An 18,507-nucleotide genomic window follows, 5' to 3' on the forward strand; every position below is an offset into this window, starting at 1 on the left:
CGACGGCTCAGCCGGCGCGGCGACGGCGCTGTAGGGCCAGGCCGGCGGTGACCGCGCCGGCGACAAGCCCGGCCGCCGCAGTCGACGGTACGGCGATCTTGACCGCTCGTCGGCCGGTGCGGAAGTCCCGTACCTCCCAGCCGTGCTGGCGGGCCTGCCGCAGCAGCGCGCCGTCCGGGTTCACCGCCACCGCCCGGCCCACCGAGCGGAGCAGCGGCAGGTCGTTCGCCGAGTCGCTGTAGGCGGCGCAGCGGGCCAGGTCGAGCCCTTCCACGGCGGCGAGCTGGGTGACCGCCTCGGCCTTGGCCGGACCGTGCATGAGGTCACCCACCAACCGCCCGGTGTACGCCCCGTCGGCCACCTCGGCCACCGTGCCGATGGCACCGGTCAGGCCGAGCCGGGCGGCGATCACCCGGCCGATCTCGACGGGGGCGGCGCTGACCAGCCAGACCCGCTGCCCGGCGTCCAGGTGACGCTTGGCGAGCTGGTGGGTGCCGGCCCAGATCCGGGGGGCCATCATCTCGTCGAAGATCTCCTCGGCGAGGTGCTCGACCTCGTCGACCCGCCAACCCTTGACGAAGGCCAGTGCCGCCTCCTTGGCCAGCGACATGTCACCGGCGTGCTCCCGGGCCAGCAGCCGGAAGCGGAGTTGCTGCCAGGCGAATCGGGCCAGGTCGGCGGTGGTCACGTAGTTGCGGGTGGCGAGCCCACGGGCGAACCAGTAGATCGAGGCGCCCTGCATCATCGTGTTGTCCACGTCGAAGAACGCCGCACCGCTCGGGTCGGCTGCGCCAACCGGGGCCAGGTCGGTCTCTGCCCAGGCTGCGGTGTGCCCCTCGGCGTCGGTGCTGACCGTCACCTTACGGCTGCGCGCCACGCGATTCCCCTCCTCACCGGTACGACGGATGCTCCTCGCGAGGGTATCCGCCGTAGACGGCTGACCGGCCGGGCACACAGCGAACTGTGGCGCGGCCGGTCGGACATGCGGTATGGGAAGCGCAGGTCAGCGAGCCCCGGGGCAGGTGTTCGGCGCCGGGCCGAGGGCGTCGCTGGCGGCCGGTGCCGGCAGGCCGCAGGCGATCGCCGCGCGCAGGTCGTCGGAGCGTTCGCGGATGCTGTCCAGCAGCAGCAGCGACCGCTGGGTGCGTTCCCGGTCGACGCGGGTGCTCTCGTCGAGCAGCCCGCGTACGGCCCGGCGCTGGCTCGTCACGAAGGTGTTGAGAGTGTCCAGGCTGCCCGGCTCGGCCCGCTGCACCGCGGCCGAGGTCAGCAGGCGAACTCCTTGCCGGCTGTCGGCGTCCATGTCGTCGAGGACCGCGCTGTAGCCGATCCGGTCACCGCGCAGCTTGGCGGCTTCGCCGACTCTGGTCCGGGCGAAGTCCAGGAAGAGCTGGCCTCGGCTGATGTCGGAGCTGGCCAGGGCGAGTTGTGCGCGTTCGGTCGACCGCTTCATGCCGTAGAGCGCGTCGCCGGGCACCGCGTTCTCGCTGGCGGCGGAGATCCCGGAGACGGCGATGGCCCCGGCGGCGACGCCGACCAGGATGGCGCCCCGGGCGCGGGCCCGCCGGGCGGTGACCGCCGGCAGCAGCCGCCCACGGGCGGTGGTGGCGGCCGGTTCGTCGACCGCCGCCGGTGCGCTGCCTAGCCCTTCCCGCTCGGCCGTCGCGAGCAGCATCGCGCGCAGGCCGGTGCGGAAGTCCTGGTCCACCTCGACAGCCGGGGGGTCGACGCTGAGCCGTTGACCCACCGCGACGAGGGGCGCGAGTTGACCGTCCACCCGGGATCGCACGTGGTGTCGCCGAGCGCCGTTGGCCTCGTCGAGAAGTTGCGCGAAGCGCTCCGCGCGCCGACGGGAGAAGAGGGTGTTGTCCACCGCAGGCACCTCCTCTCGCTGGTAACGGCCGGTCGGCCGCCGTCGTTGCCAGCGACCGGGCGGCAGAGTGACACCACGGAGGTGAGGTGCCGCCGGCGAGCCGGTCGGACCTCGGTGACCCGGGCTTGCCGGACCATCCAACGGTCGCACCCGGAGAAACGCGGCGGGCCGGGCACGGGTTACGGGCCGGGCGGAGCCGAAATTACGGAAAGTGATGGTCATCACCGGGCGGGACCGACTCTGAGCTGCACGGACGTGGTGACGCCCGTCGGCCCCGCCGTAACAAACTACGGCTGGAAGCCGTCGGGCAGGAGTCGGGCCAGGGCGCGGACGGCACGGTACTGGAGGGCTTTGATGGCCCCCTCGTTCTTGCCCATCGCGCGGGCCGTCTCGGCGACCGAGAAGCCCTGGAGGAAGCGGAGCACGATGCACTCCTGCTGCTCCGGGTTGAGCTGTTTCACGGCGGTGAGGAGCGCGACGTTGGTGATGTGCTCCACCACCGCCGCCTCCGGGCTGCCCTCCGGGCCACGGTCCTCCCGGTCGGCGTCGAGCACGTCGCCGGTGGTGACCTCCAGCCGGTACCGGCCCGACTTGAAGTGGTCCGCGACGAGGTTGCGGGCGATCGTCACCAGCCAGGCGCCGAGGTCGCGGCCCTGCCAGGTGAAGCTGCCGATCCGCTTGAGCGCGCGCAGGAAGGTGTCCGAGGTGAGGTCCTCGGCGAGTTGCCGGTTGCCGACCCGGAAGTAGACGAACCGGAAGACGGTGTCGACGTACCGGTCGTAGATCAGGCCGAACGCCTCGGACTCGCCGGCCTGGGCCCGCTCGATGAGTGTCCAGACCTCGGTTGCCGGGTCGGACGGGTCCGGGCGGCTCGGGAAACCGGTCGGAGTGGTGGCGGTGGTGGCCGGCACCGCCGGGATCACCGCGGTCTCGCCCGCCGCCGGCTCCGTGGTGACCGCGGGTGTGTCGCCTATCCGACGCCCCTGCACGGGCATGACGGGTCGGGGCGGTACGGCCACCCGGCCGCCGGCTGGCTTCGCGTTTCCACCGGGCACCGCGGGCCGCGGCGGCGGCTCGTTGTGTGTCCGGCTGCGGGTCCGCTGCGCTGCGCCGTCGCGTACGACGCCGCCGTGCTGCTCGTCGAGTGGGGCGCGGGCTGCTGGCCGCTCGTTGACGTGGGAGCGGGCCGGTTGGCCGGTCAGGCCGACCGGGCGTTCCGCGTAACCGAAGGTGGTCACCGTGTCGCCCCCGTCCCGTCGGTCGCCGGGCGGGCCGGTCTGGGTCTCGTCGGGGCGGACCGACCGGGTGATCGGTCGGGCAGGACGGTCGAGGGGGTTGCCGACGGGCGGCAAACTCCCTGGAGGTGCTGGTCCAATGCGCTCACAGGCACGGGGGCCTCCTCGGGCTGAGGGGTGTCGACTCACGGCAAATGGGGTGACCCGACCCGAGTGATGATAGGGCCAACGTCACCCGCGCGTGGCAAGTCCGTTACACAAGGCGGAAGTATTTCCCGCTCCCCCGCACCGGCGGCGGACCGGTTGTCCGTCGTGTGCGATTGACTTTCCGCCGACCGGGTGTTCCAGGATGGATCCCCAGGTCGGAGGCTCACCGGCCGTTCGGCTGGCCCGGCGCTCCGGCCGGTCGGGCGGGGGCGGCCGAAGTGCCGGTGCCCGGCGTCGCACGTCCCATCGACAGGACCTGATCGGACCGCCGGTGGCACACCGGACAGTCCCGTACATGGGACTGTTGCGCGGCCCTGTTCGGCGCGCGCCCCCGGGCCGTCGGGCGTGGCCCGTCGCCGTCCGCTGTGCCAGACTCGATCACCGTGCAGGACGTCTCGGAAAGCCTCGCGCCGAACCTCGCCGACCGGGTCCGCCGGGCGGCATGCGACCGCGCCGACCGGCCCGCGCTGCACTGGCGCGAGCACACCCTGAGCTGGTCCGAACTGGACGCCGCGGTGGACGCCGCCGCCCGCGGCCTGTCCGCCGCCGCACCACCCGCCGACCCCGGCGGTACGCCGCCCCGCGTCGCCATCGCACTGCCCAACACACCGGACTTCGTGATCGCGTGGCTCGGCGCCCTCCGCGCCGGGCTGGTCACCGTGCCGGTCAACCCCGGCTTCACCGCCCCGGAGCTACGGCACGTGCTCGCCGACTCCGGCGCGGCGGTGCTGATCGCCACCGACCGCGTGCGGGATCTGGTCGCCGACGTGGCCGCCGAGCTGCCGGCGCTCACCCGCGTGTACGACATGCCACCGACCGCCGAGGCGCCCGGACCGCCACCCCGCCCCCGACGAGGCGGCGCCGACCTGGCGGTCCTGCTCTACACCTCCGGCACCGAGGGGCGACCCAAGGGAGCGATGCTGTCGCACCAGGCGCTGCTCGCCAACCACGAACAGGTCGCGCAGATCGACCCGCCGGTGGTCGGGCCGACGGACACCGTGCTGCTCGCGTTGCCGCTGTTCCACGCGTACGGGCTCAACTCGGGGCTCGGCGCGGTCGTGCACCACGGCGCGGCAGGCGTGCTGCTCGACGAGCCGGGCCCGACGGCGGGGCTGGACGAGATCGCGCGGCACCGGGTCAGCGTGCTCGTCGGCGTACCGTCGATGTTCATGACCTGGGCCGGCGCGGCCACGGCCCGCGCGGCGACCGCGTCGGTGCGGGTGGCGGTCTGCGGCGCGGCACCGCTCGAACCCGCGGTCGCGGCGCGCTTCACGGAGGTCACCGGGCATCAGGTGCACATCGGGTACGGCCTCACCGAGACCGCGCCGGTGCTCACCTCCACCCTGGTCGGCGGCGTGGCCAAGCCGGGTTCGATCGGCCGACCGCTGCCCGGTGTGCGGCTCCGCCTGGTCGACGCCGACGGGGCGGACCTGTGGCGCGACGGGCTCGCCGTCCCCGACGACGACCCGGATGACCTGGACATCTCCGACGTGGCACCGGGCACCGACCCGGGGCAGATCGTCGCGAGCGGCCCCAACCTCTTCACCGGCTACTGGCCCGACGGCCGGGGCGGCCCGGACGCCGACGGTTGGTGGGGCACCGGCGACATCGCGTACGCCGACGAGGACGGCGACCTCTTCCTGGTCGACCGGCTCGGCGAGTTGATCCTCGTCAACGGGTTCAACGTCTATCCGCACGAGGTCGAGCTGGTCCTCGCCGGGCACCCCGGGGTGGTCGAGTCGGCGGTACTGGGTGTGCCGCACCCGCGGACCGGCGAGACTGTGCGGGCGTACGTGGTGCCGGTGCAGGGCCGACAGGTGACCAGCGAGGAGCTTCTCGCCCACTGCGCACGGAACCTGGCCCGGTTCAAGTGCCCGACCACCGTCGAGTTCGTCGACGCCCTGCCGCACTCGGCGATCGGCAAGGTACGCAAGGCCCAACTCCGGTCGGCGACGCCGACCGACCGTACGGAGGTAACCGATGGCCACTGACGCCCGACTCGCCCTGATCACCCGCCCTGGCTGCCACCTCTGCGACGACGCCAAGGCGGCGCTCGACCGGGTGGTCGCGGTCACCGGCGACAAGTGGGTCGAGTGGGACGTCACCGCCGACGAGGGGTTGGAGCGGGAGTACGGGGACCGGCTTCCGGTGGTGATGCTCGACGGCAAGGAGCACGGTTACTGGCGGGTCGAGGAGGACCGGCTGCTGCGGGACCTGACCACGCCCCAGCTCTGAGGAGTGCCTATGGTGCTCGGATGACCCTTGCATCCCCGCACCTCGTCTGGGACTGGAACGGCACCCTGCTCAACGACCTCAGCCTGGTGGTGTCCGCCACCAACGTCGTGTTCGCGAGCCGGGGCGGCCCGACCGTCACCCCCGACGAGCACCGGGTGCGGTTCCGCAGGCCGATCGCCGAGTACTACGCCGAGGTGCTCGGGCAGGCAGTGGACGACGACGAGTTCGGTCTTCTGGACAAGATCTTCCACGACGCGTACCGGACCGGGTTGACCACCTGTGAGCTGGCCGCCGACGCGCGCGCGGCGATGGCCGCCTGGCCGGGCAGCCAGAGCCTGCTGTCCATGTGGTTTCACGAGGAGTTGGTCCCGGCCGTGCACACGTACGGCCTGACCAGCCACTTCACCCGGGTCGACGGGCTGCGCGCCACGGTCGGCGGTGACCGCAAGGCCGAGTCGCTCAAGCTGCACCTGGCCGAGCTGGGCGTGGACGGCGCCTCCGTGGTGCTGATCGGCGACTCCCTCGACGACGCGGACGCGGCGCTCGCGGTGGGCGGCCGTGCCGTGCTCTACACCGGCGGCTTCACCGACCCGGGCCGGCTGCGCGCCTCCGGTCACCCGGTCGCCGACACGCTCACCGACGCGGTGGCCCTGGCCCGGGAGGTCAGTTCCGCAGATAGGTGAGGACGGCGAGCACCCGCCGGTGCTGTTCGGTGTCCGGTGGCAGGGTGAGCTTGGTGAAGATGTTGCGCACGTGCTTCTCCACCGCGCCGTCGCTCACCACCAGGGCGCGCGCGATGGCGGTGTTCGAGCGCCCCTCGGCCATCAGGGCGAGCACCTCGCGCTCGCGGGGGGTCAGCTCCCGCAGCGGGTCGTCGCGGCGGCGTCGGGCGAAGAGCTGACCGACCACCTCCGGGTCGAGCACCGTGCCGCCGCCCGCAACCCGGCGCAACGCGTCCAGGAACTCGTCGATCGCGGCCACCCGGTCCTTGAGCAGGTAGCCGATCCCGCCGCCGCCGGCGCCGCCGGTGGTGGCCAGGAGATCATCGGCGTACGAGACCTCGACGTACTGGGAGAGCACCAGGATCGGGGTACGCGGCACCAGCTGACGCGCCTCCACCGCCGCCCGCAGCCCCTCGTCGGTGTGTGACGGCGGCATCCGGACGTCGACGATCGACACGTCGGGCCGGTGCTCGACCACCGCCTCGACAAGGGCGGCACCGTCTCCGACGGCGGCCACCACCTGGTGCCCGCTCTCGGTCAGCAGCCGGACCAGCCCCTCCCGGAGCAGGACGGCGTCGTCGGCGATCACGATGCGCATGGCTGTGTTGTCTACCACGTCGCTCCCCGTCGCGGCGGCATCCGGCCGCTCACAGCAACTCCTTCGTTCGCGACTGCGGGGCTCGCAAACCCGGCTTACTCCTCGCGCTCACAGCGTCTTCTTGGTTCGCGACTGCGGGGCTCGCAAACCCGGCTTACTCCTCGCGCTCACAGCGTCTTCTTGGTTCGCGACTGCGGGGCTCGCAAACCCGGCTCACTCCTCGCGCTCACAGGGGAAGCTCGGCGCGGATCTCGGTGGGGCCGCCGGTCGGGCTGACCACCATCAACTCGCCACCGGCGGCCCGGACCCGGTCGGCGATGCCGGCCAGCCCGTGCCCCTTCGCCAGGTGCGCGCCGCCCTGCCCGTCGTCGCCCACGCGCACCTGCAGGTGGGTGCCCCGCCGGGCCACGGCCACCGTGGCCTCGGTGGCCCGGCTGTGCTTGGCGACGTTCGTCAGCGCCTCGGACACCACGAAGTACGCGGTGTTCTCCACCACCGGGTCGAGCCGCCCGGCCGGGGTGCCGAGCTGCGGGTCCACCTGGAGTTCGATCGGGATCAGCCCGCGTCCGGCGATCGCGGCGAGAGCACTTGGCAGGCCCCGGTCGACCAGGATCGGCGGGGCGATGCCCCGGGACAGCGCCCGCAGCTCGGCAAGCGTGTCCCGGGTCTGGGTGACCGCCTCGTCGATGGTCTGGCCCGCCGCGTCCGGGTCGGAGGCGAGCTGCATCCGGGCTCGGCTGAGGTCCATCGCCAGCCGGACCAGGCGCTGCTGGGGGCCGTCGTGGATGTCACGTTCCAACCGGCGGAGCGCGGAGGCCTCGGCGGACACGGCGGCCCGCTTCTGCTCCTCCAGCACGGTGATCCGGTCGCGCATCTCGGCCACCCCGGTCAGCATGGCCTTGGCGAAGCTGGCCTGGAGCAGAGCGCAACCCCGCACCACGATCGGCAGGGTGATCAGGAAGAACACCCCGAGCGCGGTGTGCAGCCCGATCCGGGCGGTGGTCGAGTCGCCCAGGCCGAGCAGTTGCGCCAGATCCTGGTCACCCTCGCCGGACGGGTGGGGGATGGCCCAGTCGTAGGCCCAGTAGAGGGAGCCGGCGATCGCGATGGCCCACCAGACCATCGTCACCACGAAGGTGCCCACGGCCGCGATCAACCGCACGATGCCGTGTGCCAGGTCGAGCCACGACTGGGCGTCCCGGATCGGCACGAAGATTCGGCGCCAGGCGTTCGCTCCCGCCTCGGGCAGCCGGTAGCTCGGCCGGATCCGGGGCTGCCGGAGCACCGCGGCCATCCGCAGCCGCTCGATGTCGGCAAGGCCACGGGCGGCGTACAGGGTGCCGCTGAGGATCGGGAGGCCGATCACGGTGACGACCAGGCCGACGCCCACCGAGAGGCCGACGATGAGGACGACGAAGCTGGCCAGCCCCAGGGGTAGGCCGAGCAGCACGTAGCCGGAGTCGACGAGGAGTTGGCGGGGGATGCTCGGTGCCAGCGGCGGTCGGGCGCTGGTGGCGGCAACGGTGGTCATGCCAAAAGGCTAGGCAGCGGGACCGCTCGCCCCCATCCCGAAACCCCGCCTCTCCGTCGTAGGGCTGCCCCTACCCTGCCCCGCGCCGTGGTCGCCCTGCCCCCGCCGATCTTGCACTTACGGTTGTGGATTTGCCCCGCTACGAGCGGAAGGCAGGGACAGGAACTGCAAGATCGCGGGGCATGGGCGGCGGGCCGGCGCGGGATTGGTCAGAGAAGTCGGGATTGAGCAATAATCGCCCGGGCGGCGAGCGGACCAGGCCGTTCAATCGATCTTGTGGAATGGAGGGGCTGGTGAGGTCGCGCCACGCAGCGGCAAGATCGCGATTTGTGCACGTCTTCACAAGCGCCTACGCTGTGACTCCGACGCGCCCTGCTAGCACAGCCGGCAATCTCGGTCGCCAGCGGGAGTCCACAAACGGCCGACCAGCGGAGTTGGCCGAGGATCGCACCGCACGGAGTCTCATGAGTCAGCACCGTCACCCAGGCGCGCCCGGCCGCGCCGGTGCCGTACCGACGCTCCCGGACCTGCCCGAGGCGACCGTCGCTCGGCTCCCGGAGTACCTGCGCGCGCTGCACAACCTCGCCGACGCCGGGCACGAGACGGTCTCCAGCGAGGGCCTCTCCGCCGCCGCCGGGGTCAACTCCGCCAAGCTCCGCAAGGACCTCTCGCACCTCGGCTCGTACGGCACCCGGGGCGTCGGCTACGACGTCGCGCTGCTGATCGAGCAGATCGAGTATGTGCTCGGGCTCACTCAACGCCGGGCGGTCGCCCTGGTCGGGGTGGGTAATCTCGGTCACGCTCTGGCCGGCTACGACGGCTTCGCCAGCCGGGGCTTCCGGATTGCCGCACTGCTCGACGCCGATCCCTCCCGGGTTGGCGAGGAGATCAACGGCCTGGTGGTCCGGCATGTCGACGACCTGCCGGCGGTCGCCGCGGAGGAATCCCTCGCGATCGGCGTGATCGCCACCCCGGCCGCCGCCGCCCAGCAGGTCGCCGACCAACTGGTCGCCGTCGGCGTGACGAGCATCCTCAACTTCGCGCCGTGCGTACTCTCGGTTCCGGAGGGGGTCGACGTGCGCAAGGTCGACCTCGCCATCGAGCTGCAGATTCTGTCCTTCCACGAGCACCGCAAGGCGTCGCTGACCGCGTTGCCCGCCACCGGCGGGTCCGCTCTCACCGCCCTGCCGGGCGGGTTCGCGGCCACCGACACCCAGGAGGCGATCGGCACGTGAAACTGCTCGTCGTCGGCGCGTCCTACCGGACCGCCCCGGTCGCCACGCTGGAGCAGCTGGCCGTGCCCCCCGCCGACCTGACCCGCACACTCGACCGCCTGGTCGCCCAGCCGTACGTCGCCGAGGCGGTGATCGTCTCCACCTGCAACCGGGTGGAGGTCTACGCCGCCGTGTCCGGTTTCCACGGTGGGCTCGGCGACATCTGCGCCGTGCTTGCCGAGCAGGCCGGCAGCTCGCCGACAGCGCTCGCCAGCCACCTCTACGTGCACTACGACACCGCCGCCGTGGACCACGTCTTCCGGGTCGCCACCGGCCTGGACTCGATGGTCGTGGGCGAGGCGCAGATCCTCGGCCAGCTGCGTGACGCGTACCACTGGGCCACCGGCGCCGACTCGGCCGGCCGCCTGCTGCACGAGCTGATGCAGCAGGCGCTGCGGGTCGGCAAGCGGGCTCACGCCGAGACTGGCATCGACCGGGCCGGCCAGAGCGTCGTCACCGCCGCGCTGGAGCTGGCCGCCGGGCACCTCGACGGTGACCTCGCCGGCCACCCGGCCCTGGTCGTCGGCGCCGGCGCGATGGGCTCCCTCGGGGTGGCCACGCTGTCCCGACTGGGCGCCGGGCCGCTCACCGTCAGCAACCGGGGCGCCGACCGGGCCGTCCGGCTCGCCGAGTCGTACGGGGCAAGTGCCGCGCCGATGACCAAACTGGCCGACACCCTATCCACAGTGGACATCGTAGTGGCCGCCACCGCGTCCACCGAACCGGTCCTCACCCGGGCGGTGGTCACCACGGCGCTCGCCGACCGTGACCCGGCCCGGGGTCCGCTGGTCCTGCTCGACCTGGCCGTCCCGCGCGACGTCGAGGAGGGAGTCGCCGACCTTCCCGGCGTCGAGGTCATCGACATCGACCGGATGGCGGCGCTGCTCGCCGACGGGCCGGCGGCGGCCGACGCCGCGGCCGTCGAACGCATCGTGCTCGGCGAGGTGGAGGGCTTCCTCACCTGGCTGCGCGGCGCCGACGTGGCACCCACGGTCGCCGCGCTGCGTGGCCGGGCCGACGACGTGGTCACCACCGAGCTGCGCCGGTTGGCGCAGCGTCGCCCCGACCTCGGCGACGACCTGCGGGCCGAGGTGGCCCGCACGGTGCACCGGGTCGTGCAGCGGCTGCTGCACCAGCCCACCGTCAAGGTTCGCCAGTTGGCGGCGGAGCCCGGCGGCGACCAGTACGCGGCACTGCTGCGCGAGCTGTTCGACCTCGAGGTGCCGCAGACCTCGCCTGTCGACACCGTCCCGGAGGTGCTGACCCCCGACCTCGGCCTGTCGCTGCCCGGCACCGACGCGCTCTCCGGCATCGACGCGGTGGCCGGCGCCGACGCGCTTTCCGGCGCTGACGCGGTGGCCGGCGTCGACGCGGCCGAGCCGACCCCACCCACCGGAGGCGCGCGATGACCGCCCCCCTGCGCCTCGGCACCCGGGGCAGTGCCCTGGCGATGGCCCAGTCCGGCCAGGTCGCCGAGGCGGTGACCGCCGCCACCGGCCGCCCCGTCGAGCTGGTCGAGGTCGTCACCGCGGGCGACCGCTCCCACGCGCCGGTGCACCGGCTCGGCGTCGGGGTGTTCGTCTCCGCCCTGCGTGACGCGCTGACCGCCAAGACGATCGACTTCGCGGTGCACTCGTACAAGGACCTGCCCACCGCTGCCGCCGGCGGGCTGCACATCGCGGCGGTGCCGGCCCGGCAGGACCCGCGCGACGCGTTGGTGGCCCGCGCCGGCCGGACGCTCGCCGAGCTGCAGCCCGGGGCCACCGTGGGCACCGGCGCGCTGCGCCGGATCGCCCAGCTGCACGCCCTCGGCCTGCAACTGGAGGTCACCCCGATCCGCGGCAACGTCGACACCCGGCTGGCGCGGGTGCTCGGCCCCGAGGCCGACCTGGACGCCGTCGTCCTGGCCCGGGCCGGGCTGGCCCGACTCGGTCGGCTCGACGTGATCACCGAATCGCTTGACCCGATGCTGATGCTGCCCGCGCCCGCTCAGGGTGCGCTGGCCGTGGAGTGCCGGGTCGACGACCAGGACCTGGTCGAGCTGCTCGCAGTGCTCGACCACGCACCGTCGCGTGCCGCGGTCACCGCGGAACGTGCGTTTCTGGCAACCCTGGAGGCCGGGTGCAGCGCACCCGTCGCCGCCTATGCCATCCTCGCCGAAGGCGAGCCTGTTGGCTCAGCCGCCGAAGGCGATGTTGTCCATGAGATCTACCTGCGCGGGGCGGTGATCAGCCCGGACGGCACTCGTGACCTCCGGCTGTCCCGCACCGGAACGCCCGCCGACGCGGCGGAGATCGGTAAGGCACTTGCCGCCGAACTCCTCGACCTCGGCGCCGACTCGATCCTCGGCCACGAAGGACACACCGGCCCGGGGACCCAGCAATTTGGGAGCACAGAATGACCCGCACCCGTAAGCCCGTCGGCCGTATCGCGTTCGTCGGGGCTGGCCCCGGTGACCCGGGCCTGCTGACCCGTCGGGCCCACGACGCCCTGGTCGACGCCGACCAGGTGATCTACGACCGGGGCGTCCCCGAGTCGTTGCTCGCCGTCGTTCGCGCCGAGGCCTCCGACGATGCAGAGTTCACCCCGGCCGAGGGCGCGCCGGGCGACGTGGCGAAGGTGCTGATCTCCGCGGCCCGCTCCGGGCTGAACGCGGTGCACCTGGTCGCCGGCGACCCGTTCGGGCACGACTCGGTGGTCAAGGAGGTGCAGGCCGTGGCCCGCACCGCCGCCCACTTCGAGGTGGTGCCCGGCGTCGGCCAGGCCGAGGGTGTGGCCACCTACGCCGGTGTTCCGCTGCCGGGTGTGCGTACGGCCGCCGACGTCGAGGACGTCAGCGCACTTGACTTCGAGGCACTGGCCACGGCCGTCGGCCGGGGTTCGCTCGCGCTCGCCGTGGACGCCGGTGACCTCGCCGCCGTCCGGGACGGGCTGCTCGCCGCCGGGGTCGACGGCACCACCGGCGTCGGGGTGACCGGCGACGGCACCGGCGAGACCCAGTACACGACCACGTCGACCGTGGACAGCTTCGTGGCCGCCGCGCTCGGTTTCACCGGCCGGGTGGTGCTCACCGTCGGTGTCGGCGTGGGGCAGCGCGACAAGCTGAGCTGGTGGGAGAACCGCCCGCTGTACGGCTGGAAGGTGCTCGTACCCCGCACCAAGGAGCAGGCCGGCGCGATGAGTGCCCGACTGCGGGCGTACGGGGCGATCCCGTGCGAGGTGCCGACCATTGCGGTCGAGCCGCCGCGTACCCCGGCGCAGATGGAGCGGGCGGTCAAGGGCCTGGTCGACGGCCGGTACGCCTGGGTGATCTTCACGTCGGTGAACGCGGTCCGCGCGGTCTGGGAGAAGTTCGCCGAGCACGGCCTGGACGCCCGGCACTTCGGCGGCGTCAAGATCGCCTGCATCGGTGAGGCCACCGCCGACGCGGTCCGCGCGTTCGGCATCCAGCCGGAGCTGATCCCCGCCGGGGAGCAGTCCTCCGAGGGTCTGCTGGCCGAGTTCTCGCCGCACGACGAGATCCTCGACCCGGTGGGCCGGGTGCTGCTGCCGCGCGCCGACATCGCCACCGAGACGCTCGCCGCCGGGCTGACCGAGCGTGGCTGGGAGGTCGACGACGTGACCGCGTACCGGACGGTGCGGGCCGCTCCGCCGCCCGCCGAGATCCGCGACGCGATCAAGTCGGGAGGGTTCGACGCGGTGCTCTTCACCTCGTCGTCCACCGTGCGCAATCTGGTCGGCATCGCCGGGAAGCCGCACGCCCGGACCGTTGTTGCCGTCATTGGGCCCAAGACCGCGGAGACCGCGACGGAGTTCGGCCTGCGGGTCGACGTCCAGCCGCCGCACGCCTCGGTGCCCGACCTGGTGGAGGCGCTCGCCGCCTACGCCGTCGAGTTGCGCGAGAAGCTGGCCGCCATGCCGGCCAAGCAGCGCCGTGGCTCGAAGGTGCAGGGCCCGACCGCCCTGCGCTTCCGGTAGTCGTTCGAGGAGGCTCTGCCATGTCGTACCCGGAGATCCGGCCCCGCCGGCTGCGCCGCACCCCGGCGGTCCGCCGGCTGGTGTCCGAGACCCGGGTCGACCCGGCCGAGCTGGTCGTGCCGATGTTCGTCAAGGAGGGGCTGACCGAGCCCCGCGCCATCAGCTCGCTCCCGGGGGTGCTCCAGCACTCCCGGGACTCGCTGCGCAAGGCGGCGGCCGAGGCGGTCCAGGCGGGTGTCGGCGGGATCATGCTCTTCGGCGTGCCGGAACAGCGGGACCCGACCGGCTCCGGCGGCATCGACCCGAACGGGATCCTCAACGTCGCCATCCGCGACGTGGTGGCCGAGGTGGGCGACGCCACGGTGGTGATGAGCGACCTGTGCCTCGACGAGTTCACCTCACACGGGCACTGCGGGCTGCTCACCCCCGACGGCGAGGTCGACAACGACTCCACCCTCGCCGCCTACGCCGAGATGGCGGTGGCCCAGGCCGCCGCCGGGGTCGGCATGGTCGGGCCGTCCGGGATGATGGACGGCCAGGTCGGCGTGGTACGTCGGGCGCTCGACGCCGCCGGGCACCAGGACGTCGCCGTGCTGGCGTACGCCGCCAAGTACGCCTCCGCGTTCTACGGCCCGTTCCGGGAGGCGGTGGAGTCGGCGCTTGAGGGCGACCGGCGCACCTACCAGCAGGATCCGGCCAACCTGCGCGAGTCGCTGCGCGAGGTCGCGCTCGACGTCGCCGAGGGCGCGGATCTGGTGATGGTCAAGCCGGCGCTGCCGTACCTCGACGTGGTGGCGGCGGTGCGGGCCGCGGTGGACGTCCCGGTAGCCGCCTATCAGGTTTCCGGCGAGTACGCGATGGTCGAGGCGGCCGCCGCGAACGGCTGGATCGACCGCGAGCGGGTGATGCTGGAGACGCTCACCTCGATCAAGCGGGCTGGCGCGCAGGTCATCCTCACCTACTGGGCCGTCGAGGCCGCCAACCTGTTTCGCCAGCGATACTGAGCGGACCGTCTGCGGCCGTGACCGTTGAGGTCCGGCTCGCGCGGTCCGGTTCTTGTCGGGCGGATTCCGGGCGCTGACCGTGACGGAACCCGACCCCCTGGTGTCCCCGTGTTTGGCTTTGCTCTGCACCCGCGGACGCGCCGGCTAAGGTCCTCGACCGGCGCTGATCAGCGTGGCGCTTATCAGGGTGCAGAGCAAAGGGGACACGTCAGGGATTGCGTCCCTGCTCCGTCGCATCGAGGACGTGCTGCTCAAAGCCCACGACTTCGACGCCTGAGCGGAAGCAACGGTGGAGGCATGGACGACCTACCGAGCGAGCCCTCCGACATCCCATGGCCGGTTGTCGGCATCGTCAGGGCGGTCCGCCGCCACGGCGACCTCAGCCAGCGCGAGCTGGCCCGACGGGCAGGGGTGGGTGCGGGTAGCCAAGCACCGCGGTGATCCACCACCGCCGCAGCGCTGGCGGTACGGCTGACGCCGGACCGGCGACGGCCCGCCGCCCCGGCTGGGGTTCGGCGGGCCGTCGTCGACCACTCCGAAATCAGTCGTCGTTGGTGATCGTTCCGGTTGCGAGCGGATCGGCCAGCCGGAGGCCGGGCACGCCGGCCACCAGCAGGGTCAACTTCTCGTCCGCCTCCCGCCTGCGGTCACCGCGCACCGACACCGGGAAGGCCACCGACGTCTGCCCGGCGGCCAGCACCTTGCAGCCGGCGTACGCGTCGAAGTCCGAGCCCACCTGGGCCGTGAGGCCGACGGTCGCGGCGCAGAGCAGCACCGGCTGGGACAGCGGCCGGGACACGGTGGCGCTGAAGGTGAGCTGCCGGGTGCCCTGGTCGCCCTCGGCCACCGTCGCGTCGGCAACTGTCAACGACGCCCGGGACCGGAACCGGGCCACCTGCGGGTCGTGGTCACTCGAACCCCGGGACCCGTCACCGGCGAACTCCGCCGGCCAGTCGGCGTTGATGTGCGCCGCTCGCACCTGCACCAGGTCGCCGTAGAACGCGTCGTTGACGAACAGGTGGTCGAGAGTCTGCGCCTGCCCCTCGAAACTGTACGAGTAGGCGGAGGCCGGCACGTCCGCCACGAGGTTGTCCCACAGGTTGTGCAGGCCCGCCTCGTAGAGCGGCGCGAGCTGGTCCGACGGTGTGGGCTGCTCTCCGGTGGCGATGGGATCGTCCGGGCGCGGGAACACGTTCAGGTCCCCGCCGTAGACGACCCGGGCGGTCTGGTCCGCCGCCTCGATCGCGGTGACGATCGCCGCGCCGTAGCGCGCCTGCTCCCGCCGCTGCCCGACCCGGCTGTCCGGCCCGGACGAGTAGTGGTTGCTGAGCGCGTACAGGGTGAACCGCTCGGCCGAACCCGGCGCCGCCGCCACACTGAACCTGCCGAGCTGCGGAGCACGGGTGAAGACGTTGTTCCCGTCCTTGCCGGTGGAGGTGTCCACGTCCGACGGCAACACGGCGTTCAGCGCCTTCGGGTTCTGCACGTCGGCGTTGGCCGGCAGCCCCGGGGCCCGGTACTGCACCGTGGGCGCCGAACCCAACAGGGGGTCGTCCGCCGTCGCGGCCGCGAGGGACACCCGGTCCGTGCGGTACAGGAAGGCCGCGGTGATACCGCGGGCGTCCGCGCCGGTCCGGTCATAAGCAGCGGCGTACGCGGGCCCGCCGGCCGCCGCCACGGTGAGCGCCAACTCCTGGATGCTGTCCGGAGCGCCATCGGCGTTGTCGGTGTCACCGCAGCTCAACGCGGCTCCGGAGACGGTGCAGATGTCCTGGTCCTCGGCCTCCTGCACCAGGATCAGATCCGGTGCGTGCAGGTCCTTGACGATCTGGTCGGCGAGCGCGGCCAACTGCGCGCGGTACTCCGCCTCGCTTGCCGGTACGTAGTCGAACGGCGGACTGACCCCGGTGCACCCGGCGTTGCCGGCGAAGTCGCAGCCGTCGAACGGGTCGTCCCGGTAGTCGTACAGGTTCTCCACGTTGTAGGTGGCCACGGCCACCTCCTGCGACCGGTCGGCCGGCTTGGGCGGGTTGTTCCTCGACGGGTCGGCCCCGGCGGCGAAGTCCGCCCGCTCGACCTGGACGCCGTACTTCTCGAACGAGTAGTAGACCCCGCCCACCGCGTCCGCCCGCAGCGTGTCGAAGGTGTGCGCCGGCGGGAGCAGCGCGGCGCTGTCCCCGGTGGTGGCCTTCACGCCCATGCTGCCGAGCAGCGTCCGCTGGCCGTTGCCGTCGTCGAAGCGGCGGGTCGGGTCGTTGTCCAGCGGGTGCGAGTCGCGGAAGACCCGCCTGGCGTACGGGTCGGCGCGGTCCAGCAACGGGTCGTCGCGGTCCACCACCCACAGCTCCGCGTCGGCGGTGGAGGAGAAGACGTCCCGGCCGCTCACCGCGCCGCTGCCGGCGCGTACCCGCATCCGGGAACCCTCGTGCCGCTCCCAGAAGCGCTGCGCGTCGGCCAGCACTGTCGGCGGCACGGCATCGGTCACCGCGACCGCCGTGTCCACGTTCAGGCCACCGCCGATCCGGCGGACCAGTGACGCGCCGGAGAGCTGGGTGAAGGTGTAGTACTCCGACACCCGGGCCCGCAGGACGACCTCGTCGCCGACCATCGGCACGTAACCGCCGATCAGCGAGGTGAACGCGCCCATGAACACGAAGATGCCGTCGGAGCTGGTCGGGTCACCGTCGGTGTCACCAAGGCGGCTCTGTAGGAAGAACCCGTGCTGGTCCGCTCCGGCCGAGGTGCGGGCCAGGGTCAGCTGGGTGATCACGCCGCGTACGTCGTACATCGTGCTGCTCGTGCCGTTGCCGCTCGCCGGCGCGAGGGGCGAGCGGTCGGTCGGGCCGGACTCGGCGTCGGTGGTCGGACCCTGCACCTCGCCGACGGTCAGCTCGCGGGTCACCTGCACGGCAAGCGCGCAGCTTGCGGTGCCACCGCCCGCGTCGGTCGCGGTCAGGGTGACGGTGTACGCCCCGGCGGTGAGGTCGGCGCTCACGCCGACCGTGGCGCGGGCGGTGCCGCCCACAGCGTCGGCAGGGGTGAACGCGGTACGGGTGATCGAGCCGGAGGTGGGGCTCGGGCTGATCGCGGTGACCGCCAGGTCGACGATCGTGTCGTCGGGGTCGACGGCGGTCACCTCGCGGCTCGCGGCCGTGCCGCCGATGGTGACGAGTGGCCCACCACAGGTCAGGGTGGCCGGCACGTCGACCGGGCCACCGCCGTCCACGGTGTGCGCACCCAACCCGTCGAACGTGTCGACGGGGAAGCCCGCCCACTGCGCGGCCGGGTCGAACGCGTCCGACGGGTCGGTGTCACCGGCCGTCACGTTCGGCAGTCGGCGCAGGGTGTTGTCCGCCGTGCTGGTGACGCCGGCACCCCACTCGGTGCCCGGGTCGACACCCACCTGACCGATCGAGTCGAGCACCGTGGTGCCCCGGCGCAGCACGATGGCGTCGTCACCGTTGAAGAGGCTCGCCCCGGTGGTCTGGTCGGCCTGGGCGAGGACGGCGGCCCCGGCCGAGGCGCTTGCGAACACGAACGCGTCACCCGCGGCCACGTTCCCGGTGAGGGCGATGGTGGTGGCCGTCGTGGAGCCGTTGAAGTAGAGCTGTAGCTGGTAGCCGCCGGCCGTCAGGTCGACGGCGGCGCCCGTGCCGTTGAACAGCTCGATCGCCTTGTTGTTCGACGAACCCTCGACGTACTCGGAGATGAACAGGTCGGTGGGCGCGGCGCTGGCCGCGGTGGGTGCGACGCCGAGCGCCGTGACTGTCACGGCGGCGGTGGCGGTCGCGAGCGCGGCGATTGAGCGGCGCGGGCGCATAGGGCCTCCACGATGGGTGGACGGGGATCA

Annotated in this window: 14 protein-coding genes; 8 read left to right on the plus strand and 6 right to left on the minus strand. The window is 72.8% G+C overall.

Annotation, left to right across the window (positions count from 1 at the left end; translation table 11 throughout):
* Window positions 1-7: 7 nt before the first annotated feature.
* From ACWER9_RS16350 to ACWER9_RS16360, 3 genes are all read right to left on the minus strand, one after another.
* Window positions 8-877, minus strand: a complete 870-nt coding sequence (locus ACWER9_RS16350) for an HAD family hydrolase (protein ID WP_452302600.1) — start codon at window positions 875-877, stop codon at window positions 8-10.
* Window positions 878-1,003: 126 nt separating this feature from the next.
* The gene (locus ACWER9_RS16355) at window positions 1,004-1,873 is read right to left on the minus strand and encodes a DUF5667 domain-containing protein (protein WP_452302601.1); all 870 of its coding nucleotides are present in this window, start codon (window positions 1,871-1,873) and stop codon (window positions 1,004-1,006) included.
* A gap of 287 nt (window positions 1,874-2,160) precedes the next feature.
* Window positions 2,161-3,111, minus strand: coding sequence for an ECF subfamily RNA polymerase sigma factor, BldN family (locus tag ACWER9_RS16360; protein WP_452302602.1), 951 nt, complete (start codon window positions 3,109-3,111; stop codon window positions 2,161-2,163).
* Between the two features lie 587 nt (window positions 3,112-3,698).
* Between ACWER9_RS16360 and ACWER9_RS16365 the strand changes: the two genes are divergently transcribed.
* From ACWER9_RS16365 to ACWER9_RS16375, 3 genes are read left to right on the plus strand one after another with little or no spacing between them, the layout of a single operon-like run.
* Window positions 3,699-5,306, plus strand: a complete 1,608-nt coding sequence (locus ACWER9_RS16365) for an AMP-binding protein (protein ID WP_452302603.1) — start codon at window positions 3,699-3,701, stop codon at window positions 5,304-5,306.
* Window positions 5,296-5,550: a glutaredoxin family protein gene (locus ACWER9_RS16370; protein ID WP_357356194.1), complete on the plus strand. Its 255-nt coding sequence runs from the start codon at window positions 5,296-5,298 to the stop codon at window positions 5,548-5,550. Before ACWER9_RS16365 ends, ACWER9_RS16370 begins: the two co-directional genes overlap by 11 nt.
* 20 nt (window positions 5,551-5,570) lie before the next feature.
* Window positions 5,571-6,233, plus strand: a complete 663-nt coding sequence (locus ACWER9_RS16375; protein ID WP_452302604.1) for an HAD family hydrolase — start codon at window positions 5,571-5,573, stop codon at window positions 6,231-6,233.
* On the opposite strand, the gene ACWER9_RS16380 is transcribed toward ACWER9_RS16375, so the two are convergent.
* Window positions 6,214-6,870, minus strand: a complete 657-nt coding sequence (locus ACWER9_RS16380) for a response regulator (protein WP_452302641.1) — start codon at window positions 6,868-6,870, stop codon at window positions 6,214-6,216. The genes ACWER9_RS16375 and ACWER9_RS16380 overlap by 20 nt on opposite strands.
* Window positions 6,871-7,096: 226 nt before the next feature.
* The gene (locus ACWER9_RS16385) at window positions 7,097-8,401 is read right to left on the minus strand and encodes a sensor histidine kinase (RefSeq protein WP_452302605.1); all 1,305 of its coding nucleotides are present in this window, start codon (window positions 8,399-8,401) and stop codon (window positions 7,097-7,099) included.
* 464 nt (window positions 8,402-8,865) lie between these two features.
* Between ACWER9_RS16385 and ACWER9_RS16390 the strand changes: the two genes are divergently transcribed.
* Genes ACWER9_RS16390 through hemB form a run of 5 tightly spaced genes read left to right on the plus strand, consistent with a single transcriptional unit; the run spans window position 8,866 to window position 14,657 of the window.
* Window positions 8,866-9,636: a redox-sensing transcriptional repressor Rex gene (locus ACWER9_RS16390; RefSeq protein ID WP_357356203.1), complete on the plus strand. Its 771-nt coding sequence runs from the start codon at window positions 8,866-8,868 to the stop codon at window positions 9,634-9,636.
* On the plus strand, window positions 9,633-11,084 hold the full coding sequence (locus ACWER9_RS16395; protein WP_452302606.1) for a glutamyl-tRNA reductase: 1,452 nt from the start codon (window positions 9,633-9,635) through the stop codon (window positions 11,082-11,084). The genes ACWER9_RS16390 and ACWER9_RS16395 overlap by 4 nt, the downstream gene beginning before the upstream one ends.
* Window positions 11,081-12,076 carry a hydroxymethylbilane synthase gene (hemC, locus tag ACWER9_RS16400; RefSeq protein WP_452302607.1) on the plus strand — a complete coding sequence of 332 codons (996 nt, stop codon included), beginning with the start codon at window positions 11,081-11,083 and terminating at the stop codon, window positions 12,074-12,076. Before ACWER9_RS16395 ends, hemC begins: the two co-directional genes overlap by 4 nt.
* Window positions 12,073-13,653 (plus strand): bifunctional uroporphyrinogen-III C-methyltransferase/uroporphyrinogen-III synthase, encoded by a 1,581-nt coding sequence (locus ACWER9_RS16405; RefSeq protein WP_030329750.1) that lies wholly within the window; start codon window positions 12,073-12,075, stop codon window positions 13,651-13,653. The genes hemC and ACWER9_RS16405 overlap by 4 nt, the downstream gene beginning before the upstream one ends.
* A 20-nt stretch (window positions 13,654-13,673) precedes the next feature.
* The gene (hemB, locus tag ACWER9_RS16410) at window positions 13,674-14,657 is read left to right on the plus strand and encodes a porphobilinogen synthase (RefSeq protein ID WP_452302608.1); all 984 of its coding nucleotides are present in this window, start codon (window positions 13,674-13,676) and stop codon (window positions 14,655-14,657) included.
* A 541-nt stretch (window positions 14,658-15,198) separates the two neighbouring features.
* Here the strand turns inward: hemB and ACWER9_RS16415 are convergent.
* The gene (locus ACWER9_RS16415; protein WP_452302609.1) at window positions 15,199-18,477 is read right to left on the minus strand and encodes a lamin tail domain-containing protein; all 3,279 of its coding nucleotides are present in this window, start codon (window positions 18,475-18,477) and stop codon (window positions 15,199-15,201) included.
* Window positions 18,478-18,507: the final 30 nt, after the last annotated feature.

This window comes from Micromonospora sp. NPDC003944 (assembly GCF_053605225.1).